The sequence below is a fragment of the Pseudomonas soli genome (assembly GCF_021283165.2).
Classification (GTDB): Bacteria; Pseudomonadota; Gammaproteobacteria; order Pseudomonadales; family Pseudomonadaceae; genus Aquipseudomonas; species Aquipseudomonas soli.
In genome coordinates this window covers 3,049,912-3,076,356 of record NZ_CP128543.1, presented here as the reverse complement: position 1 = coordinate 3,076,356, position 26,445 = coordinate 3,049,912, and the positions used below count along the sequence as shown (strand labels likewise).

The following is a 26,445-nucleotide window of genomic DNA, read 5'->3' as shown; positions in this document are numbered from 1 at the left end:
CCAGGTCCACGCCGGTTCACACCCTCCAGCGCACCTCGGTTATCCCATGCCGTTCGGCCATGGGCCGGCTGACTTTCTTGATGCGCTCGCGTCCGAACTTCGGAATGATCCCCAAACCCGCGTCGCAACTCGCCCAATGCCAGGCCTCGGCATTGTCCATGTGTTCCTGGCGGATGATGAAACGTCGTGGCTGGCCGTGCAGCAGGTATTCGATGGTAAACAGCTGGGGACTTGGCATTGACGCAGGCCCTCCTCTTCTCCATGGATGACTTTCTGACAGATCACGTCGTTCCATGAAAATTCAAAAAAATGTCCACAACAGCAAGGGAGGGCCCGCAAGGTCACGAACCGCTGGTGCTCCCGTGGCTGTTGCGACCACCCTTGCGACCGGCCTCGGAGGCGCGGGCGCGGTCATTGGCGAAGTTGCCGCCAGAGTTGCGGCCACCCTTCTGGCCCGCCCGCGAGGCCCTTTCACGGTCGTTGGCGAAGTTGCCGGGGTTGGTTTCCTTGGTGCCGCCGCGTTGTCCGGTCTGATCCTGGTCACGAGCCATGACGTTTCTCCTTTACGCTGGATTGGACGTGCCGCGCGAAGATGCCGTGCACTTAATTACGAACAGGGGCGCAAGCCAACGGCTCATTTGTTGTACCGAGGTTCTGACCGACGGCACTTATCCGCCTGGCCAAGAGTCACAGCTCTGACTACTGACGGTGGACGAAGGAGACGCCCCATGCACCGTGCTTGCCGACCGCTTACCCTCGTATACCGGCCCTTGCTCGGCGCCAACCGCTCGTCGCCGGGATGAACAGCAGCCTATAATCTGCGCCCAGTGCCCGACCAAGCGGGCCATTTCCAGGTCCGTACAAGGCTGATGCCATGAAGTCCTCCAGCAAAACGTCCCTCGCCTCGCCGCACAATCCGGCACTCAGCCCGAGCCACCTGGATTTCCCCGTGGTCGGCATCGGCGCCTCGGCCGGCGGCCTGGAAGCAATCCGCACCTTTTTCCGCCACACCCCGCAGGACTGCGACATGGCGTTCGTGGTGGTGCTGCACCTGTCGCCGGACCACCAGAGCCAGGCCGACCGGATCATCCAGGCGGTGACCGGCATGCCTGTGCGCCAGGTCAGCGAACCAGTACCGATCGAGCGCAACCATGTCTATGTGATTTCGCCGGCCAATCGCCTGTCGACCAACGACGGTTACCTGCGCGTCAGCCCGGCCAAGCGCAGCCGTGGCGACCATGTGGCCATCGACCTGTTCTTCCGCGACCTGGCCGATGTACACAAGGACCATGCATTCTGCGTGGTGCTGTCGGGCACCGGCAGCGACGGCGCCGTGGGCCTGTCGCGGATCAAGGAACAGGGCGGCGTGACCCTGGTGCAAGCCCCCGAGGATGCCGAATACCCCGAGATGCCCCGGGCGGCGCTGGCCACCGGCATGGTCGACCTGGTGCTGCCGGTGGCCGAGATGCCCGCCCGCCTGGTCGAGATGTGGCGCACCGCCCGCCAGGTGAAGTTGCCGCGCATCGACGACGACAGCCTGCCGCCCGCGCTGGGCGAGCGCGAGGGTGACCCGGCGGCGTGCGACCCGCTGCTCGACGAAATCCTGTTGTCGCTGCAGGACAACACCGGCCACGACTTCAGCCATTACAAGCGCGCCACCGTGCTGCGCCGCCTGGAGCGGCGCCTGCACGTGACCGGCCAGACCGACCTGGCCGGCTATCGCGACTACCTGCAATGCCATCCGGACGAATCACGGGCGCTGCTGGCCGACATGCTCATCGGCGTGACCAACTTCTTCCGTGACCGCGAGGCCTTCGAGGCCCTGCAGCGCCATGTGATGCCAGGCCTGGTGAACCGCGAAGGCAACGAAGAGCCGGCCAGCGAGGTGCGTGTTTGGTCAGCTGGCTGCTCGACCGGCGAGGAGGCCTACAGCCTGGCCATGCTGGTAAGCGAACAGCTGGCGATCGAACGACGCAGTGCCCAGGTGCAGATCTTCGCCACCGACCTTGACGACCGCGCCATCGGCATCGGTCGCTGCGGGCAGTATCCGGACGCCATCGCCACCGATGTGTCGCCGGCCCGGCTGCGCCAGTTCTTCCTCAAGGAGGACCAGCATTACCGGGTGCGCAAGGAAATCCGCGAAAAAGTCCTGTTCGCCCGCCACAACCTGCTGTCCGACCCGCCGTTCTCGCAACTGGACCTGATCGTCTGCCGCAACCTGCTGATCTACCTCGACCGGGAGGTGCAGCGCGATATCCTGCGCCTGTTCCACTTCGCGCTGCGCCCGGGCGGCTATCTGTTCCTGGGCAGCTCCGAATCCACCGACCTTGCGGCCGACCTGTTCGTCGCCGTGGACAAGCGCAACCGCATCTTCCGCGCCCGTGAAGTGGCGGCCGTGCGTCATCCGGCGCGCCTACAAGCCCCCGAGCCTGCGCTCGCTCCGGCGCCGGCCCGGGCACGCGCCGCCCGCAAACTGTCCTATGCCGAAATCCATCACCGCGCCCTCGCCCGCTGCACGCCGCCGAGCCTGGTGGTCGATACCGAGGGCAATATCCTGCACATGAGCGAGGGCGTGGGGCGCTATCTGCGCCATGCCGGCGGCGAGCTCAGCCACAACCTGCTCAACCTGGTCCTCACGCCGCTGCGTCCGGCCCTGCGCAGCACCTTGCTGCAGGCCCAGGGCAGCGGCCAGGCGGTAACGTCGCGCACAGTTTCCCTCGACCTCGACGAGCATACCGAAGGGGTACGCATCCTGGTCCAACCGCACCAGGACGAACCCAGTGGCAGCGAGTGCCTGCTGGTGGTTTTCCAGAGCGGCGAAGCCGACAACGCGATCACCCGGGCACCCGGCGTCGAACAGACCGAAGGGATGCTGTTGGGCAACCTGGAGCGCGAACTGCACCGCACGCGCCTGCAGTTGCAGGAAACCATCGAGCAGTCGGAGTTTTCCAGCCAGGAGCTGACCGCCTCCAACGAAGAGATGCAGGCGATCAACGAGGAGCTGCGCTCGGCCAGCGAGGAGCTGGAAACCAGCAAGGAAGAGCTGCAGTCGATCAACGAAGAACTGCTGACGGTCAACTACGAACTCAAGATCAAGGTCGAGGAAACCGACAAGGTCAACGACTACCTGAGCAACCTCATCGCGTCCACCGACATCGCCACGGTGTTCGTCGACCGCAACCTGTGCATCCGCTGGTTCACCCCGCGCGCCACCGATATCTTCAGCATGCTGCCGGTGGACACCGGGCGCTCGCTGCTCGACATCACCCATCGCCTCGACTATCCGGGCCTGGCCGACGACGCCCGGGCGGTGGTCGAGCGCGAGACCACCATCGAGCGCGAAGTGGTCGGCCACAACCAGCACTGGTACCTGGCCCGCCTGCTGCCGTATCGGGCCAGCGAGCGCAACGTCGACGGCACCGTGCTGACCTTCATCGACATCAGCCAGAGCCGCGCCGCCGAGGAACGCCTGCGCCAGGGCGAGGAGCGCATGCGCCTGGTCGCCGAGAGTACCCATGATTTCGCCATCATCCTGCTTGATGAGCAGGGCCTGATCACCGACTGGAACACCGGCGCCGCGCTGATCTTCGGCTATGGCAAGGATGAGGTGCTCGGCCATCATTACCAACTGATCTTCACCGAGCAGGACCGGGCCAGTGGCTTGCCCGAGCGCGAACTGCGCAGTGCCCGCCTGCACGGTCGTGGCCAGGACGAGCGCTGGCATGTGCGCAAGGACGGCAGCCGCTTCTACTGCAGCGGTGAAGTGTCGCGCCTCAAGGGCAGTAGCCTGCGCGGCTACGTCAAGATTGCCCGCGACCTGACGGGGCACAAGCGTCTGCACGATGAACAAAGCAAACAGCTCGCTGAATCGCAGAACACCAGCCACATGAAGGACGAGTTCTTCGCGGTCATGTCCCACGAGCTCAAGCACCCGCTCAACCTGATTCAGCTCAATGCCGAAATCCTGCGCCGGTCCCCGTCGGTAAAGGGCAACGGTGTCGCCAGCAAGGCGGTCGGCACTATCTGTGAGGCGGTCTCGAGCCAAGCGCGAATCATCGATGACCTGCTCGATGTCGCGCGTATCCGCACCGGCAAGCTCAAGCTCAAGACCCAGGTGCTCGACCTGTGCGCGGTGCTGCAGGCCATCCAGGCCGTGCTGGCCAACGAGCAGCACGCCTGCGAGGTGCGCCTGGCGCTGCCCGCCGACGGCGCACCGGTGTACGTCGAGGCCGACAGCACCCGGCTCGAGCAGATCGTCTGGAACCTGCTCAACAATGCGCTGAAATTCAGCCCCGCCGGCAGCGAGATCCGCCTGGCGCTGGTCCGCCAAGGCAACCAGGCGCGCCTGGAGGTCATCGACCAGGGTATCGGCCTGACCGACGAAAGCCTGGAAAGCGTCTTCGACCTGTTTTCCCAAGCCGCGCCACAAGCCTCCGGCAACCACCGCGACGGGCTCGGTATCGGCCTGTCGCTGGTGCGCCAGCTGGTGGAAGCGCATGGCGGCACGGTCAGCGCGACGTCCGCCGGCCTGGGTTGCGGCGCCACCTTCACGGTGTGCCTGCCGTTGTCCGACCCCGGACAGCAGGCCCAGCCGGATACCAGCGACGACAACATCGAGGGCCGCTTGAACGGGGTCAGGGTGTTGCTGGTGGACGACTCGGTGGAAATCCTCGAGGTGATGCAGCAACTGCTGGAAATGGAAAGCGCCGAAGTCGAGGCCTACAGCAACCCGCAGGCCGCACTCGAGGCGGCCGCCCATGGCCGCTATGACATCATCCTCTCGGATATCGGCATGCCGGTCATGGACGGCCACGCCCTGATCAAGGCCCTGCGGGGCCTGGAGCACCTGCGCTACACCCCGGCCATCGCCCTGACCGGCTACGGGGCCAGCGCCGACCAGTACCGCTCGCGCCAGTCGGGCTTCGACCGGCACCTGAACAAGCCGGTGGGCTACGACGAGCTGATCGAGGCGATCGAGGGTCTGAGCGGCTCGCTACCCTACTGACGCCCTACCCGCCCCGGCCCGCCTGTGGCCGGGGCGCCGTCGTGCCTCAGGCATGGACGCTCCACTGCACGGCAGCGGTCTCGATCGGCAGTTCGTCCACGGCGTGGATCATCCCGCTGTCGAGCGCTTCCTGGGGGCCCAGGATCCGTGGATAGGCCATCAGGTAGCGCGGCACATCGAGCCGCTCGCTCGCACCCTCGGTGCGCTCGGCGACAATCTGCGCATACAGGCGCAGGTCATAGTCCAGGCTCATCGCGTATTCGGCCATCCGTGAGTGGTCCACCGAGCCGTGCAGGGTCCAGTGGAACGGGTGGAACAGGAATTTGCTGTAGGCGCAGGCGGTACGGTGGCTGCCGGCCAGGAACAGGATGTTGCCCATCGATTCGACCGTGCCCAGGTTGTGGGTGTGCACCGGCACCGGCAGTGAGCGCAGGAAGTTGTACAGGGTGAAACCGTAGCTGCATTCGCCGCCCATGGTGGCGATGTTGATCTGCAACACCTCGGCGCCCTGCTGCAAGGCCTTGGAACAGGTGTTGATGAGGTTGCCGCAAGTCGCGGAATTGATCGGGCCGGTGTAGTGGATGATGTGTCTGGCCATGCCGTCCTCCAGGGTCAGTCAAGGGTGTCCTTGGCCGGTGCGTCGTTGCCCGGCGCCGCTTGGTCGTGCTCGCCCAGTTGCTGGTACTGCTTGCGCAGCGCATGCAGTTCGGCCGGGCCCATGTCCTCGAGGTCGAGCAGGGCCTTGTGCGCCCGCTGGGTGGTGCGCAGCAGTTCGTCGATCTTGATGTGCAGTTCGTCGTTGTCGCGGTTCTGGGTGTTCTGGATCAGGAACACCATGAGGAAGGTGATGATGGTGGTCGAGGTGTTGATCACCAGTTGCCAGGTGTCGTTGAAATGGAAGAGCGGCCCGCTCACGCCCCAGGCGATGATCAGCATCAATGCGATGACGAAGCTCGCCGGGCGCCCGCTGCGGTTGGCCAGCCATTGGGCGAAACGATCGAATTTCATGGCTAGCGCTCCCTCAGGCCGGCTGCCGGGTTTCTCCGGGCAGGCCCTCGATGTCAGGGTCGTCCGGCAGCACCTCGGGTTCTTCATCGTCTGCCTCGGTCGGTGCTGGCGGCGCCTGCACGTCTCCCGGTTCTGTCTCGCTGTTCATCGGCGTTGCCTCCATTGGCTGCTTCCCTCTGTGGTGGAGGGCCGGATGGCAGGCAAAGTTCCGGGTTTTGCGCCACCGGCCACTCGTCATTCCTGCTGAACCCTGACGCCGCGATGCCGGTCGCTAGTCAAGAGTGCACGAACGAAAGGGAGCCCTCGTGAGCGAGATCCGCATTGGCATATCCGGTTGGCGCTATGGCCCATGGCGCAAGGACTTCTACCCCAAGGGGCTGCGCCAGGACGATGAGCTGGCGTTCGCCTCGCGGGCGGTGAACAGCATCGAGATCAATGGCTCGTTCTACGCGTTGCAGACCCCCGAGCGCTACCGACAGTGGCGCGATGAAACACCGGAAGGCTTCGTCTTTTCGGTGAAGGCGCCGCGCTACATCACCCATGTGCGACGGCTGCGCGACATCGACGAGCCGCTGGCCAACTTCTTTGCCTCGGGGCCATTGCTGCTGGGTGACAAGCTGGGGCCGTTCCTCTGGCAGTTTCCCCCGAACATGAAGTTCGACGCTGAGCGCTTCAGCGATTTTCTCGCCCTGCTGCCCCGCGACCGTAAGGCCGCGCGCGCCTGTGCCCGGCAGGCCGCAGAACGCTTGCAGGACAACGGTGGTAGCGCCATCCGCGGCAATGCGCGCTTGCGCCATGCCGTGGAGATCCGCCATCCGAGCTTCCTCTGCGACACCTTCATCAACCTGCTGCGCAAGCACAAGGTCGCGCTGGTGGTCGCCGACAGCGCCGGCAAATGGCCTTATGTCGAGGAAGTCACGGCCGATTTCGTCTACCTGCGCCTGCACGGCGATGTCGAGCTCTACAGCAGCGGCTACACCGCCAGCGCGCTGCGTCGTTGGCGCCTGCGCATCCAGGCCTGGGCCGCGGGTGGCCAGCCGGAGGATGCCCAGCGCATCATCCGGCGCGCTCCGGCGAAACGCGCCTCGCGGGATGTGTATTGCTACTTCGACAATGACCAGAAGGTACATGCCCCCTACGATGCCCGCCGCCTGCTGGGTAAGCTGGGCCTGGACGGCGAGCTGGTGACCGAACCCGGCGTCGAGCCGCAGGAGTCGCTATGAACGGCACCCTGCCCGCCCCCGACCGCATCATCGACAACGTCACGGCCGTAAACCGTCTGACGGTGCTTACCCTTAACGTGCACAAGGGCTTCACCCTGTTCAACCGCCGTTTCATCCTGCCCGAGCTGCGCGAGGCGGTGCGTGCCACCGGCGCCGACCTGGTGTTCCTGCAGGAGGTGCACGGCAGCCATCAGCGCCATGCCGAGCGCCATCCGACCTGGCCGCAGACTCCGCAGTACGAGTTCCTCGCCGACAGCATGTGGCCGCAGTTCGCCTACGGGCGCAATGCGGTCTATCCCCATGGCGACCATGGCAACGCGCTGCTCTCCAAGTTCCCCATCCGCGCCTACGACAACCTCGATGTGTCCATCCATGGCAACGAGGAGCGCGGCCTGTTGCACTGCCAGCTCGAAGTGCCCGGCCATGAGCAGGTGCATGCGATCTGTGTGCACCTGGGCCTGCGCGAGGAGCACCGCCAGCGTCAGGTCGACTTGTTGCTGGCCTTGCTCGAGCGCCTGCCGCCGGAGGAGCCGGTCATCGTCGCCGGTGACTTCAACGACTGGCGCCTGAAGGCCGATGCGCGGCTGTCGGTATCGCTGAGCGAAGCCTTCGGCACGCCGGCGCGCAGTTTTCCCGCGCGCCTGCCGCTGCTGCGCCTGGACCGCATCTACCTGCGCAATGCCCAGGCGTGCGAGGCACGGGTGTTGTCCAGATACCCATGGTCGCACCTCTCGGACCATGCTCCGCTGGTAGCGCAGGTGACGCTATGAAGCAGGCCTGGAGCGACGGCAACCACGTCGAACTGCTGATCAACGGCGAGCAGTACTACCCGCGTGTGTTCGAGGCGATAGCCCAAGCCCGGGAGGAGATCCTCCTGGAAACCTTCATCATCTACGACGACAAGGTCGGCCAGCCGCTGCGCCTGGCGCTGATCGACGCGGCGCGCCGTGGCGTGCGGGTGGAGGTGGCGGTTGATGGCTACGGCACCGCCGACCTGCCTGACGAGTTCATTGCCTCGATGACCGAGGCCGGGGTGCGCTTCCATGCATTCGACCCGCAACCGCGCCTGGCTGGCATGCGTACCAACCTGTTCCGGCGCCTGCACCGCAAGATCCTGGTGATCGATGGCCAGCGCGCGTTCATTGGCGGTATCAACTACAGCGCCGACCATCTCGGCGACTTCGGCCCGCAGGCCAAGCAGGACTACGCCGTGGAAGTCACAGGCCCGGTGCTGGCCCAGGTGCACGCTTCCAGCTGCCGCATGCTCGCCCCCGTGCTGGGCGGGCCAAGCGCAGTGGTGCCGGGCGGTGACGTCGCAGGTTCGATCAGCGCCGTGCTGGTGGAACGCGACAATCGTCGCCATCGCACCGACATCGAGGCGTGCTACCTGCAAGTCTTCCGTGAAGCCCGGCAACGCATCGTCGTGGCCAACGCCTATTTCTTCCCCGGCTACCGATTGCTGCGCGAGCTGCGCAACGCTGCCCGGCGTGGCGTGGCGGTGACCCTGATTCTCCAGGGGCAACCGGACATGCGCTGGGTACGCGCACTGTCGCGCCTGCTCTACAACTACCTGTTGCGCGACAATGTGCAGATCCATGAGTACTGCCAGCGCCCGTTGCACGGCAAGGTGGCGCTGGTGGACGACGAATGGTCCACCGTGGGATCGAGTAACCTCGACCCGCTGAGCTTGTCGTTCAACCTCGAAGCCAACCTGATGATCCGCGATCGTGCCTTCAACGAGGGGCTGTACCGGCATTTAAGCGAACTGAGTGCCGCGCACTGCAAGCGTGTGACCTTGGAGCGTATGGTGCGTGGCTACTGGTGGCGCGCGCCGTTGATCTTCCTGGGCTTCCACATCACCCGCTACTTCCCGCGCATCGCCGGCTGGTTCCCCGCGCACCGGCAGCGTCTGCAGTCGCTGCAGGCGGACAACCAAGCGCCGGTGGACTTCAACGGGGGCAAGACCTGATGGCCAAGCCACGCTGGAAGACCTGGGGCATGCGGCTGCTCACCCTGCTATTCCTGGTATTGATACCGGTGCTGCTGTTCACCCTGGCACGCAACCTGGACTGGAACGAAGTCCGCCAGTCGCTGCTGGCCTACCGGCCCTCTACCCTGGCCCTGGGGCTGTTGCTGGCCCTGTGCAGCTACCTGGTATTTGCCAGCTACGATCTGCTCGCTCGCGCCTACACCGGCCACCGCTTGCCGGCCCGCCAGGTGCTGCCGGTGGCCTTCGTCTGCTATGCGTTCAACCTCAACTTCACCACCTGGGTCGGCGGCGTGGCCCTGCGCTACCGCCTGTATAGCCGGCTGGGGCTGGACACCGCGACCATCACCCGCATTCTCACCCTGGGGCTGTTGACCAACTGGATGGGCTATCTGCTGCTGGCCGGCACGGTGTTCGCCCTGGGCTTGGTCAAGCTGCCGGCAAGCTGGGCGGTGGGCGCCGGCGGCCTGCGCCTGATCGGTGTGCTGATGGTGGCGGTTGCAGCCGCCTACCTGCTCGCCTGTGCCTTCGCCAAGCGACGTACCTGGCATCTGCGCGGACATGAAGTGACCCTGCCGAGCCTGCGCCTGGCGTTGTGCCAGGTGGCGCTGGGCGCGAGCAACTGGGCGTTGATGGCGGCACTGATCCACCTGCTGCTGCCGCCGGAGCTGTTCTATCCGTCGGTACTGGGGGTGTTGCTGATCAGCTGCGTGGCAGGGGTGGTGGCGCATATTCCTGCCGGGCTGGGGGTGCTGGAGGCAGTGTTCCTTGCCCTGCTGCACGGGCAATTGGGCCAGGGCACGCTGGTGGCCGCATTGCTGGGGTATCGGACGCTGTACTACCTGATCCCGCTGTTGCTGGCGGTGATCACTTACCTGGTTCTGGAGAAGCGCGCCAAGGCCCTGCGCCGACAGGCCGGGCCAGCCCTGGACAAGCGCTGAGGGCCCTATCGGCCCGGGAGGTTCGTCATGCGGTTCATTCTGTGTGTGGCATTGCTGGGCAGCCTGCTCAGCGGGCAGGTGCTGGCCGAAGGTTGCGACGTGGTCACCCGCTCGTCCAGCGAGGCGGTCAAGCCGGTGCAGCAGCATACCTGCTACAGCTACGGCAACATGCCTGCCGAAGCGATTGCCTGGTCGTGCAGCAACGAGAGCAAGGAGATGCTCAACAGCCAGAAACGCAAGGTCGAGCGTTGCGCCGATGGCAGCGTGGGCAGCTGCATCGCCCCGCTGACCCAGGAGACCCTGGCCAATCCTGATGCCGCAGGGCGCGGCGAGCCCTCGACACGGCCGGCTGTGCCCAAGGATGCGCGGATCATCACCTACTACTACGACACCCCAAGCCTGGGGCAGGCGCGCAGTGATTGCGAACGCAACAATGGGATCTGGCAGACGCATTGACGCGAACGCGTGGAGTTGTTGCCGTTGCCGTTGCCGATCAGAAGTCTAGCGCCCTACCCAGCTAGCGACAGCTGCGTCAGCCCAGGCGCCGCCCGTAACTTCGCGACTTCAGGAGGCCGAACGGAGGTCTTGCGGAGGGAGGTGACGGGCATGGATGCCCGTCAAGCGCTGCGCCCCAGGATGGGGCGTTCAGCGCGGTCCTCCCGGGAGCAAGGCCGGAGTGAGGGGACCCGGAGCGAAGCGGAGGGCCGGATGAATGGAGTGTACGGATCACCCACATGGGTTACACAAAAGTTCACTCACATAGGTGACAACACCTTGAGTGTTACATAACCATCAGTGGCATCCCGCACATCGACTCTGCCAAGGATGATGGGACCGAAAATAACATCCCAGACGCCATCCCCAACCTGCTCCAGTCCAATGGTCTGGTGCTTGAGCACATAACCTACGTAGATCCTCAAGCCCCGGCGATTGATGATGCCGGAGCTATCAGCCGGCAAGCTCTCGATATGACTGGGATAGGTCATTTCGGGGAGCTTTTCAGGGAATGGGCGTGGAGATGGCTGGTAGCAAGACGCCGGTGTTTTCTGCTTCAGCGCTTCATGCAAGCGCTCGTGATTGTAGTGCTGCCGAAAGCGATCAAAGTGCCGTTGTTGAGCCTCCCAGGCCACTGCCGGCGGCGATGGGAGCGTGCTTTTGAGCGTTCGATGCATGCGCTCGTGGCGGCCATTTTGTTCAGGCCGACCAGGCGCAATGCGCTCGGGAATGATGCCTAGACGCAGCCACCAGATCGACAGCTGAGAAAGTCCCGCACGCCCCTTACTGGCAAACGGCACACCGTTATCGGTACGAATCCGCTCAGGCAAACCATTCTCTCGGAACACTTGGGTGAAAACGGCCTGGGTTTCCAGCAGGTTGGTATTGGGCATGCTGTGGCAGGCGAGCAGGAAACGACTGGCGTGATCCATGATCGTCAGCGGATAGCACCAGACGCCTGCACCTGTCAGAAATTGACCTTTGTAGTCCGCACTGAACAGCTGGTTAGGCGACTCGGCCTTCTCCAGGGGCTTGGGATAGACCGCTACACGCTGACGTAAGCGGCGTGGTTTGACCAATTGGGCTTTCTTGAGGATGTTGTAGATCGCTGTCTTCGAGGGCGGCGCCTGATCAGGGAAACGCTCCTGCAGCGCAGCCTGGATCTTTTTCGGCCCCGGTTCCGTTTCGCCTCGACTGCGCAATTCGATGATGGCTTCGCGAACTGCGGCGGGTACGACCCAATCCTGGTTCAACCGGCGGCGGCTGCGTTCTTCCAGCCCCGAAGGCCCCTCTTTCTCATATCGCTCGACCCATTTGTAGCCGGTCTTTCGGCTGATCTCGTAGGCCTGGCACAGGGCGCTGAAGCTGGGCGGCCCCTGCAGGTAATCCGCAATGAAAAGCATTTTAAGGTCCATAGGTTTCAGCTCTCGCCAAGGCATGGTCAGATCCTCGAAAACCGACCCTGCCAGTTAAAGACTGTTACCTATGTGCGTGAACTGATTTGTAACCCATGTGGGTGAGTCATACCGCGCAGCGTTTTTTGGTTACTTTTTGTCGCGTTTGACAAAAAGTGACTCGCCGTTGAACTGACCCCCGAAAGTTGGACAGGTAGCGCTATGCGGCCAGCGCTTGGGTTCGGAATTCTACCGGACTCAAGCCATTCAGTCTGAGACTGATGCGTTCTTGGTTGTAGTAGGCGATGTAATCCTCTAGTCCTGATGCCAGTTGCTCAACACTCTCAAACGACTCCAGGTAAAAAAACTCGCTCTTGAGCGTGCCGAAAAAGCTTTCCATGGCGGCGTTGTCCAGGCAATTGCCCTTACGCGACATGCTCTGCTCGATATTCTTCCCAGCCAGCATATGCCGGTAAGTTGGCTGTTGATACTGCCAGCCTTGATCGGAATGCAGTATCGGTGTGTCACCTGGATTCAGCCGCTCGAAGGCTTGCTCCAGCATTGTCGAAACCATCTTGAACTCAGGACGCCGGTTGATCTGATAAGCAAGGATCTCGCCGTTGTACAGGTCCATCACAGGCGAGAGAAACAGCTTCTGCCCCTTTACCTTGAACTCTGTCACGTCGGTTGCCCATTTCTGATTGGGGGCTTCTGCCTTGAATTTGCGTTTGAGTAGATCAGATGCAACAACCCCCTCGGAGCCTCGGTACGAGCGATATTTCTTAACTTTTACCAGAGATTTGAGGTCCATCAACTGCATCAGTCGCTGCACCTTCTTGTGGTTGACCACCTCGCCATTGTGCCCGAGGGCCGCAGTGATGCGACGATAGCCATACCGCCCCTTATTTCCGTGATAGAGGCTGTTGATGCGCTCTTTGAGAGCAGCATGCTTGTCAGCCACCAGCACTTTGCTTTGGTAATAAAAGGTACTGCGTGCCAGCCCTGCAGCACGTAGCAGCAGAGCAAGTCGATGCCCGCGCCTCAATCCTTGGATAGCCTGCGTTTTCTTGCCTGCGCAGTTCGAGGGTCCGCTTGGATCAAGGCATCGAGCTTTTTTAGATAAGCATTCTCCGCGCGCAGGTATTCCAGCTCTTCGAGCATTTGCTTTGGTGTCAGCTCGCTGTCCGTTGGAGTGGGCGGGCTTGTGCTGGACTGTTTTGATGGCTTGCGGGGCATGCTGAACTCTCGGGTACGGCGCGGGTGAAGGGCTTCTACTCCGCCTTTATCGTACAACCTTTTCCATTGCCTGATGCTACTCGGGCCGCGGATATCAAACTGCACGCAAGCTTGCTGAGCGGACAGTCCGTCTTGCTCAATGCACTGCAAAACCTTCAATTTGAACTGCGCGTCGTAGTGGCTGTACTTGGCAATCAAACCGGCTGCACCGTGTTGCTCGTAGCCCTTTACCCAGCGGCGTAACAGCGATGGACTCAGGTCATGCTTGAGCGCCACCTCATGAACACTGCGGGCAGAAAGGCACTCTTCGATGAGTATCTGCTTGAGTGCCAGGTTGTATTTCGTCATGGAACACCCTCCGGTTGGGGATCAGGTGTCCAACTTTCGGGGGTCAGTTCACGTAAGGGCGAAAAGGTGACTATGCGTCAGTATAGCCAATGAATGCGCTTACAACTGTAAAAACCCACACCAACCGCATTTGACTTTGACTTTGACTTTGACTTACACAGTGTGTGTTTTGAAAGTTATATGCGCATTCAGTTGCGATGGTGACGCATAATCACCTTTCCGCCCTTACGGCGGGTCCCTTTTTGAAGGATCAAAAAGGAACCAAAAAATCCTCGCTCCATTCATCCGGCCCCTACGCTTCGCTCCGGGGTCCCCTCACTCCGGCCTTGCTCCCGGGAGGACCGCGCTGAACGCCCCATCCTGGGGCGCAGCGCTTGACGGGCATCCATGCCCGTCACCTCCCTCCGCAAGACCTGCGTTCGGCCTCCTGAAGTCGCAATTTGTGTCGCCTGAACTATCGCGCACTTAGAAGCAAAAGCAGAGCAAGAGCAAGAGCAAGAGCAAGAGCAAGAGCAAGAGCAAGAGCAAGAGCAAGAGCGGAAGGTTTTAGTGTGGATTAAGGCATGTGATTTTATTGAGCAGCAGCCCTATCCTCGTATTAATTAGCGACAGGGCTACTGTATAAAAAAATATCAAGGCGAACTAGGATCACTCGCCGGGAAAGTTTCATCCAACGCGTTATCGACATTACTCTCCTTCGGCTGACTCACCTCCCCACATTTGCAATCACCCATGCGACAAGGCTCACCATTACGGTGTCCCGTCGCACACGCTTCGCAGCAGTAAGCCTTGCCATCCTGGACCACGGCATTGGCATCCACGGTGCAGGAACAGTGGTTGCAGGAACAACGTTGCTCGTTCATCAGCGTTCTCTCCGCTCGTCTTCAGGGGTGACCTCGTCGGTCCACGGCTCGCCGTCCAACGGCGCCGAGCGGGCCAGTTCGGCCTCGTCCAGGCCAATGCCGCCACCAATCTCGTGGGCCTCGACATGACGCAGGGTCTGGTCCGCCGGACCGCCCGCCATGCCCGGCTCATCCGGATCGCGGGCACCGGTCTCGTCCAGCAGCGTGTCAGGGCTCAGGTCATCGAGGGTGACATTGTCCTCGTGCAGGCTGTCACTCAGCGCCTCGCCACCGGTCATGCCACTTTCGGCAACGCGTCTCGGTGGATACTCCTCCTCCACCTCCCGCGCCGGTCGCTCGTCGCCAATACGGCCCCGGCGCTCATCGCGGCGTTCGCTGAAATCCAGCTCATGGACACTGCCCATGCGGTCTTGCGTGTCGTCGATCTCGACCGTCGGCTTGGGGTCTTCGGGGATGGGCATGATCGCTCTCCGATTTGTGGGCTCATCCAGTCGACTGCCCCGGCCAGCCAATGATTCAGAGTTTCTGCAGATAGCACCTGCCAAAGCTTTTTTTGAACTCCGCCCACCCCCCTCGCCTCCCACATTAGAGACCCCGCGAACCGTCCGGAGCCCGCCATGCCCAAGCCCCTGCAGGAGTACCAGCGCAAGCGCGACTTCAACGCCACGCCCGAACCTGCCGGCAAACGCGGCCGCACGGGCAAAGCCCATGCCTTGCAGTTCTGCATCCAGAAACACGACGCCAGCCACCTGCACTACGACTTTCGCCTGGAACTCGATGGCACCTTGAAAAGCTGGGCCATCCCCAAGGGCCCCTCGCTCGATCCCAAGGTTCGCCGCCTGGCAGTGCATGTGGAGGATCACCCGCTGGACTACGCCGATTTCGAAGGCAATATCCCCGAAGGCCACTACGGCGCCGGTGACGTGATCGTCTGGGATCGTGGTATCTGGGAGCCCGAGGGCGACCCGCGCGTGGCTTACGCCAAGGGCAAGCTGCGTTTTCGCCTGCAGGGCGAGAAGCTGTCAGGTGTCTGGAACCTGTTCCGCACTCACCTGGCCGGCAAGAAGGAGCAGTGGATGCTGGTCAAGTCCCACGACGCGCAGGCCCGCAGCGAAACCGACTACAGCATCGTCGAAGCCTTGCCGAACAGCGTGCTTAGCGACCGTACCCTGCTGCCGCGCCAGCCTGCGAAAACAGCAACTGCCAACAAACGCAAGGCCAAGGCCAGCCCCTCCGCCCTGCCGGACAAGCTCCAGCCGCAACTGGCCACCCTGGTCGATTCGCCGCCCGGTGGTGATTGGCACTACGAGGTCAAGTTCGACGGCTACCGCATCCTCGCCCGCATCGAAGGCGCGGATGTGCGGCTGTTCACCCGCAATGGCCACGACTGGAGTGCGAAGATGCCGCGTCAGGTCGAGGCCTTGAAAGCGCTGGGGCTTGATTCGGCGTGGCTTGACGGCGAGATGGTGGTGGTCGACGACCAGGGTGTGGCCGACTTCCAGGCCTTGCAGAACGCCTTCGACACCGAGCACGACGAACGCATCACCTATTACCTGTTCGACCTGCCCTACCTGGGTGGCGAGGATCTGCGCCAGCTACCGCTGCAGGCGCGACGTGCCACCCTGGCCCGGCTGCTGGAAAACACGCCCTCGGACCTCCTCAAGTTCTCCGCCGACTTCAACGAGCCGGTCGACTCGCTGCTCGACAGCGCCTGCCGCCTGAAGCTCGAAGGCCTGATCGGCAAGCGCGCCGACAGCCCCTACGTGGGCCGGCGCAGCAGTGACTGGATCAAGCTCAAGTGCAAGCAGCGCCAGGAGTTCGTGATCGTCGGTTACACCGACCCGAAAGGCAGCCGCAATGCCTTCGGCGCCCTGCTGCTGGCCCTGCACGACACCGACAGTGGCCAGCTGCGCTATGCCGGCAAGGTCGGCACCGGTTTCAGCGCCACCACGCTGGACAGCCTGCATGCGCGCCTCAAGCCCCTGGAAGTCGACAAGCCGGCCTTGCCCAAGCCGCCCCGTGGCGCCGAGGCCCGTGGCGTGCACTGGCTCAAGCCGCAACTGCTGGCCGAAGTCGCCTACGCCCAGATGACCCGCGAAGGCATCGTGCGCCACTCGGTGTTCCACGGCCTGCGCGACGACAAACCCGCCACCGCCATCGACCTGGAGCGTGCCATGCCCGCCAAGCGCGCCGCGCAGACACCCGCCGAGCCCCTCGGCAGCCTGCGCCTGACCCACCCCGACCGCGTGGTCGACGCCAGCACCGGCAGCACCAAGCGCCAGGTCGCCGAGTACTACGCCCAGGTCGCCGACTGGTTGCTGCCGCAACTCAAGGACCGCCCCGTGGCGCTGGTACGCGCACCGGACGGACTGGGTGGCGAGCTGTTCTTCCAGAAGAACGCCGGCCAGCTGCACATCCCCGCGGTGCGCAGCTACAGCAAGGCGCAAGCCGGCCAGGCGGCGATGGTGCTCAACCGCGCTGACAGCCTGCTGGGCGCGGTGCAGATGAACATGCTCGAACTGCACACCTGGAATGCCACCGACAAGGATTTCGACAAGCCCGACCGCTTCGTCCTCGACCTCGACCCAGATCCGGCACTGCCCTGGAAAGCCATGCTCGAAGCGACCCAACTGACCCTCACCCTGCTCGATGAACTGGGCCTGAAGGTGTTTCTCAAGACCAGCGGCGGCAAGGGCATGCACCTGGTGGTGCCACTGACCCGTCGCGCCGGTTGGGATGAAGTGAAAGACTTCAGTCATGCCCTCGTCGAGCATATGGCGGGCCTGTTCCCGGATCGGCTCAGTGCCGTCTCCGGGCCCAGGAACCGGGTCGGGCGGATCTTCATCGACTACCTGCGCAACGGCAAGGGCGCGACCACGGTCGCGGCGTATTCGCTGCGTGCCCGTGAAGGCCTGCCGGTTTCGGTGCCGATCTGGCGCGAAGAGCTGACCCAGCTCAAGGGCGCCAACCAGTGGCACATCGGTAATCTGCAGGCGCGGCTGGCCGAGGTGGACGACCCTTGGGCGGACATGGCCAAGACCCGGCAGTCCATCACCGTGCGCATGCGCAAGCAGCTGGGAATCGCCTGATGGAGCGCGTGCTCGACCTGTTGCAATGGCCCGCCATGCTGCTGACCGTGGTGGCAGCCTGGTGCATCGGCTCGCAACGCCCGCGTCGGCGCCGCATCGGCTTCTGCTGCTTCATCGCCAGCAACCTGCTGTGGACGCTGTGGGGTTGGTACATCCAGGCCTGGGCGCTGATCGTCCTGCAATTCTGCCTTTGCGCCATGAACCTGCGTGGCTGGAAGAAAAACCTCCAAGGGGAGCCAAGTTGATGAGCATCGTCCAGGACTTCGACCTGACCAATCTCGACCGCCTGCTGCGCCGCTTCGGCGCCCGCCCGCAGGCCATCGACCTCGACACCTTGCTGCCGGAGCTGCTGCAGGCCATGCAGGCCGACCACCTCGACCTGTTGCCCCTGCCCGGCCAGGGCCAGACCCTCAAGCGCTGGCAGACGCTCGCGCGGGTCGCCGGTTGCGACCTGACCCTGGCCAAGCTCTATGAAGGCCATACCGATGCCTTGGCGATCCTTGCCGAATGCGGCGCCGCCCATCATGCCCAGGAGGGGATCTGGGGCGTGTGGGCCGCCGAGCCGCCGGATGCCCGTGCCCGCATCGTCGAGCGGCACGACGGGCAGGTGCGCCTGCAAGGGCGCAAGGCCTGGTGCTCGGGTGCGCTGCAGATCGACCGGGCACTGATCACTGCCTGGGAGAATGACCAGCCGCAGCTGGTGGCCATCGAGTTGTCGCACCCCAGCCAGCGCATCCAGGCCGACCAGTGGCAGGCGGTGGGCATGGCCACCACCACCAGCGTCAGCATCGAATTCGACGACACGCCCGGGCTGGCCATCGGACTGCCCGGCCAGTACCTCGCTCGTCCCGGATTCTGGCATGGCGGCGCCGGTATAGCCGCCTGCTGGTATGGCGCGGCCGAGGCCCTGGCCGACTACCTGCGCGAGCATTGCCGCATGCCTCGGCCCGACCCACACGCCGATGCCCATCTGGGGGCGGTGGACGCCGCCTTGTACGGCGCCCGCGCCGCCCTTCGCGAATGCGCCGCCTGGATCGACCAGCAGCCCCATGCCGACGCCAGCTTCGAAGTGCGCCGCGCCCGCGCCCAGGTCGAACAGGCCGTCGAACAGGTGATCCGCCATGTCGGCAGGGCGCTGGGTGCCACGCCCTTCTGCCGCAGCAGCCATTTCGCCCGGCTCAGCGCCGACCTGCCGGTCTACCTGCGCCAGAGCCATGCCGAACGCGACCTGGCCGAACTCGGCAGGCAGGTGACCGGCATGCCGGCGGGAGCCTGGCAGCTATGAGCGAGAACCGTATCCAGGCGGCTGCCGGCACCCCTTGGCGCGACTGGCAACAATCCGCGCACCTGGCCCGCGCCAGGTGGCTCAAGCCCGAACAGCTCTGTCCCCCCGGCCGGCGCCTGGTATTGCTGGCTCCCCACCCGGACGATGAAATCCTCATGGCCGGCGGACTGCTGGCCGGTTTCCACGGACGCGAGCAGGACTTGCTGCTGATTTCCGCCACCAACGGCGAAGGCAGCCATCCCCATTCCGCCCACTGGACCGAGCACCGCCTGCGCCACCAGCGCCCCCAGGAAAGCCGGCACGCCCTGCAACAGCTGGATTTGGACCTCAACCGCCTGGACTGGCGGCGCCTGAACCTCAAGGACGGCGCCCTGCCCCGCGACGAAGCGTTTTTGGCCAACTACCTGGAGCAACTGCTTGAACCGGACGACCTATTGCTGACTACCTGGCGCGGTGACGGCCACTGCGACCACGAAGCGGCCGGCCGCGCCGCTGCCCAGGCGGCCCAGGCCCGCCGGGTGCAACTGGCCGAGGCGCCGGTGTGGGCGTGGCATTGGGCGACGCCCGATGACCCGCGCCTGCCCTGGCCCCAGGCCCATCGGGTACAGCTCGACGACACCCGCCTGGCGCGCAAACGCCAGGCCCTGGCCGCCCACGCCAGCCAGTTGCAGCCAGACGGCGAGCACCCTCCGGTGCTGCCCGTCACCCTGCAGACCTGCATGTTGCAGCCTTTCGAACTGATCTTCCTGTAATGGAGTTGCCATGAGCCTCGACGCGCAGTATTTCGCCGACCTGTATGCCGGCAACGACGATCCATGGGCCTTTCGCACCCGCTGGTACGAACGCCGCAAGCGCGACCTGGTGATGGCCAGCCTGCCCAGCCAGTGCTACGGCCGGGTGTTCGAGCCGGCCTGCGCCAATGGCGAACTGAGCGTGCTGCTGGCCGAGCGCTGCGCCAGCCTGCTGTGCCAGGACATCGACGCCACTGCCGTGAGGCTGGCCCGACAACGCCTGGCGGGGGTCGACCATGCGCGCGTCGAACAGGGGCACCTGCCGGGCGATTGGCCGGGCGGGCAGTTCGACCTGATCGTGCTCAGCGAGATCGGCTACTACCTAGACCCCACCGACTGGTTGCAGGTGATCGAACAGTCCGTGGCCTGCCTGGCCGGCGACGGTGGATTGCTGGCCTGTCACTGGCGCCATCCGATTGCCGGTTGCCCGCAGGACGGCGGCCAAGTGCACGCCCTGCTGGCCAGGCACCTGCCGCTGTATCCGCAGTTGCGCCATGAGGAGGCGGACTTCCTGCTCGAGTACTGGTCGTGCCAGCCCCGGGTGGTCGACCTGGACGAGACCTGCCCATGATCGCGGTGATCATTCCCGCCCATAACGAGGCCCGGCGCCTCGGGCACTGCCTGAAGGCCGTGCGGGTGGCAGCTGCGCGGGCCGAAGCCGCGGGCCTGGAGGTCGAAGTGCTGGTGGTGCTCGATCGCTGTACCGACGCCAGCGCGCGCATCGCCAGGCGCCATGGCGTGCACACGCTGGCGCTGGAAGCCGGCAATGTCGGCATTGCCCGCCGCCTGGGGGCGGCCTGGATGATCGAGCGCGGCGCCCAGTGGTTGGCGTTCACCGACGCCGACAGCCGCGTGCCTGGCCACTGGCTGCTGTCGCAGTTGCAATGGCATGCCGACGCGGTGTGCGGCACGGTGCATATCGAGCGCTGGCAACCCTGGCAGGGTGCCGCCTTGCGTCAGCTATACCACAGCCGCTACCAGGCAACGGAAGGCCATCGGCATATCCACGGCGCCAACCTTGGGGTGTGCGCCAAGGCCTATGCCAAGGTCGGCGGTTTCCAGCCGCTGCCGGCCCACGAGGATGTGCAACTGGTGCTGGCGCTGGAGGCCATCGGCGCGCAGATCGTCTGGACCGCCAGGCACAGCGTGGCCACCAGCAGCCGTCGGGACAGCCGGGCGCGGCAGGGATTCGGCGATTACCTCAGCGGATTGGAAGGCCAGATCCTGTAGACCGGCGTTTGGATCACGACGCCTTGCGCGGGCGCTTGGCCGCAGGCTTCTTCGCCTTGGTCTTGCCACCCAGGCTGCGCTTGAGCAGCTCGGTAAGGTCGATGATGTCCGCGCCCTTCTCCGCCGTGGCGACCTCGCCTTTCTCCACTGTCTCGATCTTGCCCTTGCTGGCCTTCTCCTCGACCAGATCAAGGATGGTCTGGCGGAACGCGTCGTGGTAGTCATCGGGCTTCCACGGCCCGCTCATGTCCTCGACCAGGCGCTTGGCCATGTCCAGCTCGCGCTTGTCGACCTTGCTGTCGGTCACGCTCTTGTCCAGCTCCAAGGTCTCCAGCCCTCGCACCTCCTCCGGCCAGCGCAGGGTGATCATCACCAGCGCTTCGTCGAGCGGGCGCAGCAGCGCAAGGTGCTGGCGGGTGTGCAGCACCACCGTGGCCAGGGCCACCTTGCCGGTGCTGGCCAGGGTTTCGCGCAGCAAGGCGTAGACCTTGCCGCCCCGGCGGTCCGGGCTCAGGTAATACGGCGTGTCGAACTGTTGCAGGGGGATTTCCCCGGCTTCGACGAACGAGAAGATATCGATTGTCTGGGTCGCCTCGGGCCGGGCCTTGCGGATTTCCTCCTCGCTGATCACCACGTAGCGGCCCTTCTCGTACTCTACGCCCTTGACGATGTTTTCCTTGTCGATTTCCTTGCCGGTGACCTTGTTCACCCGCTTGTAGCCGACCGGCTCCATGCTGCGCTTGTCCAGCCAGTCGAAATCCACCCGCTCGCTGCGCACGGCGGTGTTGAGGGACACCGGGATGTGCACCAGCCCGAAACTGATCGCGCCTTTCCAGATAGCCCTGGCCATGGCTGGCTCCTATGCATTCGAGGACAGGCCGGGCTGGCTGTAGCGCAACGCGCCACAGCGTTCGCAGCACTGGCATTGCAGACCGGCGACTTCACGGATCAACTGGCTGCGCCATTGGCAGCCACGCAGCAGGCAGACGAGTTTCATCAGCCACCTCCCTGGCCCACTTCGACGGGGCGCTTACTAGAACTGACTGCGCGGCGCGCGGAAGGTTTATTCGGCTTTGCCCTACGGCAGCGGATTGCCCCCGGTGACGCCAAAAATCTCGCCGGTGATGTAGCTCGACTCCTGGCTGGCCAACAGCACGTACAACGGCGCGCACTCGGCGGGCTGGCCCGGGCGCTTCATCGGCGTGTGCCCGCCGAAGTCGGGGATCTTCTCCGGTGGCTGGCCGCCACTGGGCTGCAGCACGGTCCAGATCGGCCCGGGGGCCACCGCGTTGACCCGGATGCCGCGCTCGATCACCTGCTTGGCCAGGGCCTTGGTGAAGGCGACGATGGCGGCCTTGGTGGTGGCGTAGTCGAGCAGCGTGGCCGATGGCTGATAGGACTGGATCGACGCGGTATTGATGATGGTCGCCCCGGCCGGCATCAACGGCACGGCAGCCTGGCAAAGCCAGAACAACGCGTAGACGTTGGTCTTGAGCGTATGGTCGAATTGCTCGTGGCTGATCTGCCCGATGTCCTTGCGCGCTTCCTGCTTGCCGGCGACGTTGACCAGGATATCGAGTCCGCCGAGCCGCTCGTGGGCCTGGTCGACCAACTGGCTGCAGAAGCGCGGATCCTTCAGGTCGCCGGGCAACGCTACGGCCTTGCGGCCCTCGGCCTCGATAAGCTGCACCACTTCGCGGGCATCACGCTCCTCGGTCGGCAAATAATTGAGGGCGATGTCGGCGCCCTCCCGGGCGAAGGCAATGGCCACGGCCCGGCCGATACCCGAATCGGCGCCGGTGATCAGGGCGCGCCGGCCGACCAGGCGGCCAAAGCCCTTGTAGGTGGTTTCGCCGTGGTCGGGCTTGGGTTGCATGTGCGCATCCAGGCCTGGGGCGGGTTGATGCTGGGCGGGGAATGGCGGATGCGGATATTGGGTCAGGGGGTTCTGTAGGGTGAACTGGTCCTGGGGCTTGCGGGGCATCGGCTGGACTCCTTCGGGTAATGGCTGCGTAAGGTCTGGCGCGGGCAAGCCCGCATACAGGTCCTGTTCTCGACGTGGAAGCCGTCTGGCACCGCACGAGGACCACACAAGTTTCGAGGCAACCGGCTGATGGATGGTTTGCTCAAGCTGAACCCGGCGCCGACAGATGGTCGTCCATCACCTGCCTGACCACGCTGCGCATTGCCAAACGCTCATCCAGGCCTTGCTCGCGGGCCAACCCATAGGCCTGGCGCTGGCGATCGGCACTGCTGCCTTCGCGCAGGATGCGCCGGGCGTGCAGGAAAGAACACTCGGCATCGGCAGTGTCGGCCGGGCATTGCGCCTGCAATTGTGTCAGCCAGACTTCGGCACTCACCGGTTGCTGTTCATGCACGCCAATGAAGGTGGCAAGGCGTCCATGACGCATGGCGCGCCAGTAGTTCTCCTGGGTGATCCAGCGCATTTCCCGGCTGGCGGCGCCAGCGTGCCGCCCCAGCGCATGCTCGACGAGATGGCGAAACAGGCCGGCAATGGCCAAGGCATCCTCCAGCCGCGGACAGCTGTCGCAGATGCGCAGTTCGACGGTCGGAAAGCGCCGCGAAGGTCTGATCGCCCACCAGAAGTCGCCGTCCTCGGCCAACGTGCCGCTGCGTTGCAACAGCGCCCGATAACGCTCGTAGGCGCTCCAGTCCGGCAGCGGTTCCGGCAGGCCCATATGCGGCCATTCCCCGCACACCACGCGGCGGTAGCTCATGTAGCCGGTGTCCTGGCCGCCCCAGTAGGGCGACGAGGTGCTGAGCGACAACAGCAAGGGCAACCAGTACAGCACCCGGTTGATCACCTGCATGCGATCCAGGCCCGGTGGCACCCCGACATGCACGTGCAGGCCGTTCAACAGGCTGCGCCGGGCCACCAGCCGGTAGTCGTCGAACAACTGGCGAAAGTGCGGGGTTGTGCGTGGATGCTGGCGCAACCACTGGGCGCTGGGGTGGCTTGCCGCGCAGTACAGGCCCGCTCCCTCGGCGGCCAGCGCCTGACTCAGGCGCTGGCGTTGCTCGCTGAGGAAAGCGCGGGCTTGGTGCAGCGTCTCGAATACCGGCGAGGCCAGCTCGATCTGGCTGCGGAACATCTCTTCGGCGAAACACGCCCCCAGCACCTTACGGCACAGGCGGGTCAGTGCCGCCGACGGCGAGGACAGCACCCGGCCGCTGTCCAGCGCCACCAGCAGGTACTCCTCCTCGATGCCGAACGTGCAGGGCCGCCCCATGCGCTCATCCGCCGCGGCGGGTGACAGTCAGGGCCACGGCGGCAATGCGCTCGACCTGTTCATAGCCGGGCTCGAGCAACTGCTCGCCGAACACATCCGGGTCCAGCTCCCGGTAGTGCCAGCTCAAGTCAGGGCCGGCCAGGCGCAGGCGGACCGCTTCGAGCAACGCATCGCGCCCTTCGACGATCGCCACCCCGGTGTACAGCAGCAATGTGCCGCCCGGTGTCAGGCGCTCACAGGCCTGCTCGACGATTCGCAGCGACAAGTCGGCGCCGAGCGTCCCGCCGCCGTGGCGGTAGACGCGCTGGCAGGCATCGAGCATGTAGGGCGGGTTGGCGACGATCAGGTCGAAGGTGCCGGTGATGCCCGTGAGCAGGTCGCTGGGCTCGACCGACACATTGGCCAGCCCGGCCAGGGCGGCGTTGACGGCGGTGTAGCGCAGCGCCAGCGGATTTATGTCCAGCGCGCTGACCTGGGCATGGCGCGCGGCGCGGGCAATCAGCAAAGCGCCGATGCCGCTGCCGCAGCCAATATCGACAGCGTGCTGCACGCGCCGAGGGCTGAGCCGCAGGTGATCCTCGATCAGCTGGGCGAAGCGGTAGCTGTCCGGCCCGAAGAATACCGCGTCGCTGCTGTCCGTCGGCCAGGCCGAATGCACCAGCAACAGGTCACCCAGGCTCGACCAACGCACCCGGCTGCGCCACAGCTCGCCGTGCGCCTCCAGCACGTCGGCCGCGCCCAGTTGTTCCAGCTCGTCGGCACTGATCAGCGAAGCCGGGAACGGCCGGCTCCAGCCGAACACATCCCGCAGCGTGCACGCGCGCCGGGCCTGAGGTCGGGCATTGACCCGCGCCTGGGTCGCCGGGGTGACGCAGGTGAAACGGTAGCCGTCGGCATGCAGCCTGCGGCCGAGTTGCAACAAAGCCTCGTCGGCACGGGTCTGCTTCTGGTCGAGTTGCATCATCGCGGCCCTCCCTGAAACAGCCCGGTGGCAGCGATGTAGTCGCGTGTGGCACGCAGGCCCGTGGGTTCGGCGTGCCGGTTACCGGCCATGGCCTCGATCAACGTGGCGATCTCCGAGGCCTGAGCCCGGCCGGGCGCCTCCGCCTGCAGGGCCAACGCCTGTTCCCATTGCCCGGGCGGCACGCGGCGAGGCAGAGGCCCTTGCCAGGTTCCGGCGATCCAATCGTGCCAAAGCTGTTTCTCGTAGGCGCTGAACACGCCGAACATTGCCGCGCCGGGGCCGTCGATCAGTGTCCAGAAACGGCTCTGCGCCGGGTCACTGTCACGCTTGATCCACCCCTGGGTCTGCAGGGCCTCGAGGAACCCGGCCATCGCTCCCGGCTCGGCAAGCCATTGGTTGATGGTGCGTCCTTGCAAACGGCAGCGATCGGAGTGCATGCACTGCCCGAACACGCGCTTGCGCTCCAGCGCGCAGAGCAGTTCGCCCTGCAGGTCGAAGCTGGCGATCAGCGAAGGCGTGTCCATGCCCAGGTCGTTAAGCCGGTAGCCGTGCCTGACACGCGCATAGAAATCTTCATCCCCTGCCGGCGCCAACAGCCGCAGGCTTTCCAGCGAACGCCGGGCATGGCCGCTGGCGGCGTTGTCGATGGTCACGTGCAACTGGAAGTAATGGGCGTCGATACCCAGTTCGGCCAGCTCATGGGTAGTGATCAGCAGGTGCAGCGGCGGCTGCTCATATCCCAGGTTGTAACCGATCACCTCGGGCAGGAAGCGCTCGCAGTGCTGACCGAGAGCCAATTGCACCGAGCCCTGCACGAAACGCGAGGGCTCCAATGGCAGCCCTTGCAGGCACCCCAGGCGGCTGAGCAGGCGCTGGTAGATCAGCACATGGTTGCAGCGTGGGTCACCGTCACCCAGTTCTTCGAGAAAGGTGCGGATCAACCCGTGGTAACGCGGGTCGCGCCAGTGCCGCAAGGTCCCGTGCAACCAGGCGCCGTCGACCACTTTGGTCGGCGCGACCTGTTGCAGGAACCACAACGCCTGGGCGCGAGTGGCGAAGTAGCGCCGGGGCGCGCCCTCGCGCCGCTGACGCAGGTAATGCGCATGGTCGTCAGCGACCTCTGCCGCATGGTGTTCAGCCCATTGGGATAACAGGTCAGGGTCTTCCGGAAGGTCATCCTCGCGGTCGCGCACGCGGCTTAGTTGCGCCTCCAACCAATCCTCGGCGGTGGCATCGTGTCCCGCCAGCAACGCCTGGTAGCGACGCGTCGCATCATCAGTCATGTCGTGTTTGGTTTGCGAACGCACGCTGTCGCGGATCATCGCCACCATGCCG

General features: G+C 64.6%; 26 protein-coding genes and 1 pseudogene. 12 read left to right on the top strand and 15 right to left on the bottom strand.

Translation table 11 applies throughout. The features are described 5' to 3' along the window. Positions 1-19: 19 nt before the first annotated feature. Together LU688_RS14230 and LU688_RS14225 are read right to left on the bottom strand one after the other, a co-directional pair. Positions 20-238 (bottom strand): annotated as a pseudogene (locus LU688_RS14230) (DUF6555 family protein); the annotation flags it as partial. Between the two features lie 103 nt (positions 239-341). Further along, the gene (locus LU688_RS14225; protein ID WP_023632601.1) at positions 342-551 is read right to left on the bottom strand and encodes a con-10 family general stress protein; all 210 of its coding nucleotides are present in this window, start codon (positions 549-551) and stop codon (positions 342-344) included. Between the two features lie 323 nt (positions 552-874). Here LU688_RS14225 and LU688_RS14220 point away from each other — a divergent pair, with 323 nt between their 5' ends. Beyond that, entirely contained in the window at positions 875-5,005 is a 4,131-nt protein-coding gene (locus LU688_RS14220; protein WP_160291367.1) for a CheR family methyltransferase, read from the top strand. Between the two features lie 46 nt (positions 5,006-5,051). Here the strand turns inward: LU688_RS14220 and LU688_RS14215 are convergent, their stop codons facing one another. Genes LU688_RS14215 through LU688_RS14205 form a run of 3 tightly spaced genes read right to left on the bottom strand, consistent with a single transcriptional unit; the run spans position 5,052 to position 6,161 of the window. After that, entirely contained in the window at positions 5,052-5,603 is a 552-nt protein-coding gene (locus tag LU688_RS14215; RefSeq protein WP_160291366.1) for an ATP-dependent Clp protease proteolytic subunit, read from the bottom strand. A 14-nt stretch (positions 5,604-5,617) separates the two neighbouring features. Beyond that, positions 5,618-6,013, bottom strand: coding sequence for a low affinity iron permease family protein (locus LU688_RS14210; RefSeq protein WP_038706118.1), 396 nt, complete (start codon positions 6,011-6,013; stop codon positions 5,618-5,620). Positions 6,014-6,026: 13 nt separating this feature from the next. Then, positions 6,027-6,161, bottom strand: coding sequence for a hypothetical protein (locus tag LU688_RS14205; protein WP_023631811.1), 135 nt, complete (start codon positions 6,159-6,161; stop codon positions 6,027-6,029). 157 nt (positions 6,162-6,318) lie between these two features. Between LU688_RS14205 and LU688_RS14200 the strand changes: the two genes are divergently transcribed. The 5 genes from LU688_RS14200 to LU688_RS14180 are packed head-to-tail and all read left to right on the top strand — an operon-like array spanning position 6,319 to position 10,620. Further along, positions 6,319-7,236, top strand: coding sequence for a DUF72 domain-containing protein (locus LU688_RS14200; RefSeq protein WP_023631810.1), 918 nt, complete (start codon positions 6,319-6,321; stop codon positions 7,234-7,236). Beyond that, positions 7,233-8,006, top strand: a complete 774-nt coding sequence (locus LU688_RS14195) for an endonuclease/exonuclease/phosphatase family protein (protein WP_038706117.1) — start codon at positions 7,233-7,235, stop codon at positions 8,004-8,006. The genes LU688_RS14200 and LU688_RS14195 overlap by 4 nt, the downstream gene beginning before the upstream one ends. After that, complete coding sequence (gene clsB, locus LU688_RS14190) at positions 8,003-9,205, top strand: cardiolipin synthase ClsB (RefSeq protein WP_094009889.1); 1,203 nt, start codon at positions 8,003-8,005, stop codon at positions 9,203-9,205. The genes LU688_RS14195 and clsB overlap by 4 nt, the downstream gene beginning before the upstream one ends. Next, positions 9,205-10,164, top strand: a complete 960-nt coding sequence (locus tag LU688_RS14185; protein ID WP_094009888.1) for a lysylphosphatidylglycerol synthase domain-containing protein — start codon at positions 9,205-9,207, stop codon at positions 10,162-10,164. The genes clsB and LU688_RS14185 overlap by 1 nt, the downstream gene beginning before the upstream one ends. Before the next feature lie 27 nt (positions 10,165-10,191). Beyond that, positions 10,192-10,620 (top strand): hypothetical protein, encoded by a 429-nt coding sequence (locus LU688_RS14180; RefSeq protein WP_023631785.1) that lies wholly within the window; start codon positions 10,192-10,194, stop codon positions 10,618-10,620. Positions 10,621-10,919: 299 nt separating this feature from the next. Here the strand turns inward: LU688_RS14180 and LU688_RS14175 are convergent, their stop codons facing one another. The 4 genes from LU688_RS14175 to LU688_RS14160 all read right to left on the bottom strand — a co-directional run bounded on the left by LU688_RS14175 (position 10,920) and on the right by LU688_RS14160 (position 14,961). Further along, a complete protein-coding gene (locus tag LU688_RS14175) occupies positions 10,920-12,098 on the bottom strand; it encodes an integrase core domain-containing protein (protein WP_104444790.1) in 1,179 nt (392 codons plus the stop codon). A 175-nt stretch (positions 12,099-12,273) separates the two neighbouring features. Continuing rightward, positions 12,274-13,637 (bottom strand): IS3 family transposase gene (locus LU688_RS14170; protein WP_123902472.1). Its coding sequence is split into 2 segments (ribosomal slippage): positions 12,274-13,172 and positions 13,172-13,637, totalling 1,365 coding nucleotides; the frame shifts between segments, so codons are not numbered across the junction. Positions 13,638-14,269: 632 nt separating this feature from the next. Further along, positions 14,270-14,500, bottom strand: a complete 231-nt coding sequence (locus tag LU688_RS14165) for a metallothionein (protein WP_094012204.1) — start codon at positions 14,498-14,500, stop codon at positions 14,270-14,272. Further along, positions 14,500-14,961 carry a phosphotransferase system, HPr-related protein gene (locus tag LU688_RS14160; RefSeq protein ID WP_094012203.1) on the bottom strand — a complete coding sequence of 154 codons (462 nt, stop codon included), beginning with the start codon at positions 14,959-14,961 and terminating at the stop codon, positions 14,500-14,502. The genes LU688_RS14165 and LU688_RS14160 overlap by 1 nt, the downstream gene beginning before the upstream one ends. A gap of 156 nt (positions 14,962-15,117) precedes the next feature. Here LU688_RS14160 and ligD point away from each other — a divergent pair, with 156 nt between their 5' ends. Genes ligD through LU688_RS14130 form a run of 6 tightly spaced genes read left to right on the top strand, consistent with a single transcriptional unit; the run spans position 15,118 to position 20,895 of the window. After that, positions 15,118-17,589 (top strand): DNA ligase D, encoded by a 2,472-nt coding sequence (gene ligD, locus LU688_RS14155; RefSeq protein WP_160291087.1) that lies wholly within the window; start codon positions 15,118-15,120, stop codon positions 17,587-17,589. Further along, positions 17,589-17,834, top strand: a complete 246-nt coding sequence (locus LU688_RS14150; protein WP_023632239.1) for a hypothetical protein — start codon at positions 17,589-17,591, stop codon at positions 17,832-17,834. Before ligD ends, LU688_RS14150 begins: the two co-directional genes overlap by 1 nt. Further along, complete coding sequence (locus tag LU688_RS14145; protein WP_038706116.1) at positions 17,834-18,874, top strand: acyl-CoA dehydrogenase family protein; 1,041 nt, start codon at positions 17,834-17,836, stop codon at positions 18,872-18,874. The genes LU688_RS14150 and LU688_RS14145 overlap by 1 nt, the downstream gene beginning before the upstream one ends. Next, positions 18,871-19,626: a PIG-L deacetylase family protein gene (locus LU688_RS14140; protein ID WP_160291088.1), complete on the top strand. Its 756-nt coding sequence runs from the start codon at positions 18,871-18,873 to the stop codon at positions 19,624-19,626. Before LU688_RS14145 ends, LU688_RS14140 begins: the two co-directional genes overlap by 4 nt. A 10-nt stretch (positions 19,627-19,636) precedes the next feature. Then, positions 19,637-20,236: a class I SAM-dependent methyltransferase gene (locus LU688_RS14135; protein ID WP_038706114.1), complete on the top strand. Its 600-nt coding sequence runs from the start codon at positions 19,637-19,639 to the stop codon at positions 20,234-20,236. Further along, entirely contained in the window at positions 20,233-20,895 is a 663-nt protein-coding gene (locus LU688_RS14130) for a glycosyltransferase (RefSeq protein WP_160291089.1), read from the top strand. The genes LU688_RS14135 and LU688_RS14130 overlap by 4 nt, the downstream gene beginning before the upstream one ends. A gap of 13 nt (positions 20,896-20,908) precedes the next feature. On the opposite strand, the gene ku is transcribed toward LU688_RS14130, so the two are convergent. The 6 genes from ku to LU688_RS14100 form a co-directional block, all read right to left on the bottom strand. After that, positions 20,909-21,745: a non-homologous end joining protein Ku gene (gene ku / locus LU688_RS14125; protein ID WP_160291090.1), complete on the bottom strand. Its 837-nt coding sequence runs from the start codon at positions 21,743-21,745 to the stop codon at positions 20,909-20,911. A 9-nt stretch (positions 21,746-21,754) separates the two neighbouring features. After that, positions 21,755-21,892 (bottom strand): PSPA7_2676 family Cys-rich small protein, encoded by a 138-nt coding sequence (locus LU688_RS14120; RefSeq protein WP_177182941.1) that lies wholly within the window; start codon positions 21,890-21,892, stop codon positions 21,755-21,757. 81 nt (positions 21,893-21,973) lie between these two features. Continuing rightward, positions 21,974-22,879 (bottom strand): SDR family oxidoreductase, encoded by a 906-nt coding sequence (locus LU688_RS14115; protein WP_023631881.1) that lies wholly within the window; start codon positions 22,877-22,879, stop codon positions 21,974-21,976. Between the two features lie 142 nt (positions 22,880-23,021). Further along, positions 23,022-24,146 carry a carboxylate-amine ligase gene (locus tag LU688_RS14110; protein ID WP_094012198.1) on the bottom strand — a complete coding sequence of 375 codons (1,125 nt, stop codon included), beginning with the start codon at positions 24,144-24,146 and terminating at the stop codon, positions 23,022-23,024. A gap of 4 nt (positions 24,147-24,150) precedes the next feature. Further along, entirely contained in the window at positions 24,151-25,107 is a 957-nt protein-coding gene (locus LU688_RS14105) for a methyltransferase (protein ID WP_094012213.1), read from the bottom strand. After that, positions 25,107-26,441 (bottom strand): iron-containing redox enzyme family protein, encoded by a 1,335-nt coding sequence (locus LU688_RS14100; protein ID WP_094012197.1) that lies wholly within the window; start codon positions 26,439-26,441, stop codon positions 25,107-25,109. The genes LU688_RS14105 and LU688_RS14100 overlap by 1 nt, the downstream gene beginning before the upstream one ends. Positions 26,442-26,445: the final 4 nt, after the last annotated feature.

What these genes read in the sequence shown, in the direction of transcription:
- LU688_RS14225 (WP_023632601.1), bottom strand. Translation starts at nt 551, where the DNA reads ATGGCTCGTGACCAGGATCAGACCGGACAACGCGGCGGCACCAAGGAA.
- LU688_RS14220 (WP_160291367.1), top strand. Translation starts at nt 875, where the DNA reads ATGAAGTCCTCCAGCAAAACGTCCCTCGCCTCGCCGCACAATCCGGCA.
- LU688_RS14215 (WP_160291366.1), bottom strand. Translation starts at nt 5,603, where the DNA reads ATGGCCAGACACATCATCCACTACACCGGCCCGATCAATTCCGCGACT.
- LU688_RS14210 (WP_038706118.1), bottom strand. Translation starts at nt 6,013, where the DNA reads ATGAAATTCGATCGTTTCGCCCAATGGCTGGCCAACCGCAGCGGGCGC.
- LU688_RS14205 (WP_023631811.1), bottom strand. Translation starts at nt 6,161, where the DNA reads ATGAACAGCGAGACAGAACCGGGAGACGTGCAGGCGCCGCCAGCACCG.
- LU688_RS14195 (WP_038706117.1), top strand. Translation starts at nt 7,233, where the DNA reads ATGAACGGCACCCTGCCCGCCCCCGACCGCATCATCGACAACGTCACG.
- clsB (WP_094009889.1), top strand. Translation starts at nt 8,003, where the DNA reads ATGAAGCAGGCCTGGAGCGACGGCAACCACGTCGAACTGCTGATCAAC.
- LU688_RS14185 (WP_094009888.1), top strand. Translation starts at nt 9,205, where the DNA reads ATGGCCAAGCCACGCTGGAAGACCTGGGGCATGCGGCTGCTCACCCTG.
- LU688_RS14180 (WP_023631785.1), top strand. Translation starts at nt 10,192, where the DNA reads ATGCGGTTCATTCTGTGTGTGGCATTGCTGGGCAGCCTGCTCAGCGGG.
- LU688_RS14175 (WP_104444790.1), bottom strand. Translation starts at nt 12,098, where the DNA reads ATGCCTTGGCGAGAGCTGAAACCTATGGACCTTAAAATGCTTTTCATT.
- LU688_RS14165 (WP_094012204.1), bottom strand. Translation starts at nt 14,500, where the DNA reads ATGAACGAGCAACGTTGTTCCTGCAACCACTGTTCCTGCACCGTGGAT.
- LU688_RS14160 (WP_094012203.1), bottom strand. Translation starts at nt 14,961, where the DNA reads ATGCCCATCCCCGAAGACCCCAAGCCGACGGTCGAGATCGACGACACG.
- ligD (WP_160291087.1), top strand. Translation starts at nt 15,118, where the DNA reads ATGCCCAAGCCCCTGCAGGAGTACCAGCGCAAGCGCGACTTCAACGCC.
- LU688_RS14150 (WP_023632239.1), top strand. Translation starts at nt 17,589, where the DNA reads ATGGAGCGCGTGCTCGACCTGTTGCAATGGCCCGCCATGCTGCTGACC.
- LU688_RS14145 (WP_038706116.1), top strand. Translation starts at nt 17,834, where the DNA reads ATGAGCATCGTCCAGGACTTCGACCTGACCAATCTCGACCGCCTGCTG.
- LU688_RS14140 (WP_160291088.1), top strand. Translation starts at nt 18,871, where the DNA reads ATGAGCGAGAACCGTATCCAGGCGGCTGCCGGCACCCCTTGGCGCGAC.
- LU688_RS14135 (WP_038706114.1), top strand. Translation starts at nt 19,637, where the DNA reads ATGAGCCTCGACGCGCAGTATTTCGCCGACCTGTATGCCGGCAACGAC.
- LU688_RS14130 (WP_160291089.1), top strand. Translation starts at nt 20,233, where the DNA reads ATGATCGCGGTGATCATTCCCGCCCATAACGAGGCCCGGCGCCTCGGG.
- ku (WP_160291090.1), bottom strand. Translation starts at nt 21,745, where the DNA reads ATGGCCAGGGCTATCTGGAAAGGCGCGATCAGTTTCGGGCTGGTGCAC.
- LU688_RS14120 (WP_177182941.1), bottom strand. Translation starts at nt 21,892, where the DNA reads ATGAAACTCGTCTGCCTGCTGCGTGGCTGCCAATGGCGCAGCCAGTTG.
- LU688_RS14115 (WP_023631881.1), bottom strand. Translation starts at nt 22,879, where the DNA reads ATGCCCCGCAAGCCCCAGGACCAGTTCACCCTACAGAACCCCCTGACC.
- LU688_RS14110 (WP_094012198.1), bottom strand. Translation starts at nt 24,146, where the DNA reads ATGGGGCGGCCCTGCACGTTCGGCATCGAGGAGGAGTACCTGCTGGTG.
- LU688_RS14105 (WP_094012213.1), bottom strand. Translation starts at nt 25,107, where the DNA reads ATGCAACTCGACCAGAAGCAGACCCGTGCCGACGAGGCTTTGTTGCAA.
- LU688_RS14100 (WP_094012197.1), bottom strand. Translation starts at nt 26,441, where the DNA reads ATGGTGGCGATGATCCGCGACAGCGTGCGTTCGCAAACCAAACACGAC.